Origin of the sequence: Halomonas sp., assembly GCF_041689495.1 — a bacterium.
Lineage (GTDB): Bacteria > Pseudomonadota > Gammaproteobacteria > Pseudomonadales > Halomonadaceae > Halomonas.
The window spans coordinates 1-1,016 of the sequence record NZ_JBDNGD010000532.1 but is presented as its reverse complement, the minus strand read 5'-3'; the positions used below and the strand labels follow the sequence as shown (position 1 = coordinate 1,016).

The 1,016-nt window shown below is 67.4% G+C and carries 1 protein-coding gene; it reads right to left on the bottom strand.

Features of this window, described 5'->3' with window-relative positions; all coding sequences use genetic code 11:
• Positions 1 to 4 precede the first annotated feature (4 nt).
• Positions 5 to 1,016, bottom strand: a 1,012-nt coding sequence (locus tag ACESMD_RS15585; protein WP_372614767.1) for a ZIP family metal transporter, incomplete at its 5' end; no start/stop codon positions are given.

Sequence of the window (1,016 nt, the reverse complement as noted above, 5' to 3'; positions counted from 1 at the left end):
GGGGTCACACCTGCACGAGAAAGGCCGTGGTATACATGATCACCACACCGGCCGCAACGCCTAGCGCTGAAATTCCAGAGACCGGGGAGTTCCCGCGAGCCACTGCCGTGCGCCGCAGATAGTCCGCGACCTCTACCAGTACCTGCAGGATGGCGCCAACGCCCAGGCCCAGGAACAGCGCCGACCAATGGGGTGCGAAGGCATAGGCACCCAACCAGGTCCCCAGCACCGCTGGCAGGCCGGCCAAGGCGACCAACCCCACCCACACCCAAGCCGGCACGCGCTCCCGCGTCAGGGGCGCGGCGATGGCGACCCCCTCGGTGAGGTTGTGCAGCGTAAAGCCGATCACCAGAAAGGTGCCGAGCGCCCCGGCACCGGCGGCAAAGGCTCCGCCGATGGCGAGGCCCTCACCCAGGTTGTGCAGACCGATACCCAGCGCGATATACCACGCCAGCGCCCTGCCCTCCGGCGGGTGACGATGACGCCGACCGACTGCCATCAGCGCAAGGAAGGCCACCATGGCCGACAGCCACACCAGCCCCTGCCCCTGGAACAGGGAGGCCGCCTGGGCTCCCAACTCGAGGCCCGCCTCAAGGGTATCCACCAGCAGGAAAGCGAGCAGCCCCAGCGTCAGCGCCAGGACAAACTGAAACCCCTGGGGCCCGGCACGCTGAAGTGCCGGTCGCAGGCACAGCCCCAGCGCTACCGGCAGTACACCCACGAACAGGCCCAGCAATCCGTAGCCCGAGAGCTGTCCAGCACCCAGTCGCGGCGTCGCCTCCGCCACCTCGATGGTGTGTCCAAACGTCGTACCGGTGTTGGTGACGAAGGTGATCTCGTGTAGTTCGTCTTCTATCCAGGGATAGGCGATGCGGATCCACGAGGCCTGCCCCCGGGCCAGGGCGCCAGACGGCGTCTGACTAAACCGCCAATAGGCGCCGTCGACCTGCACCTGGCCGATACGCATGGGCTCGGATCCCACCGCGCGCACCTTCAGCGCGATGCCATCGTCGTCG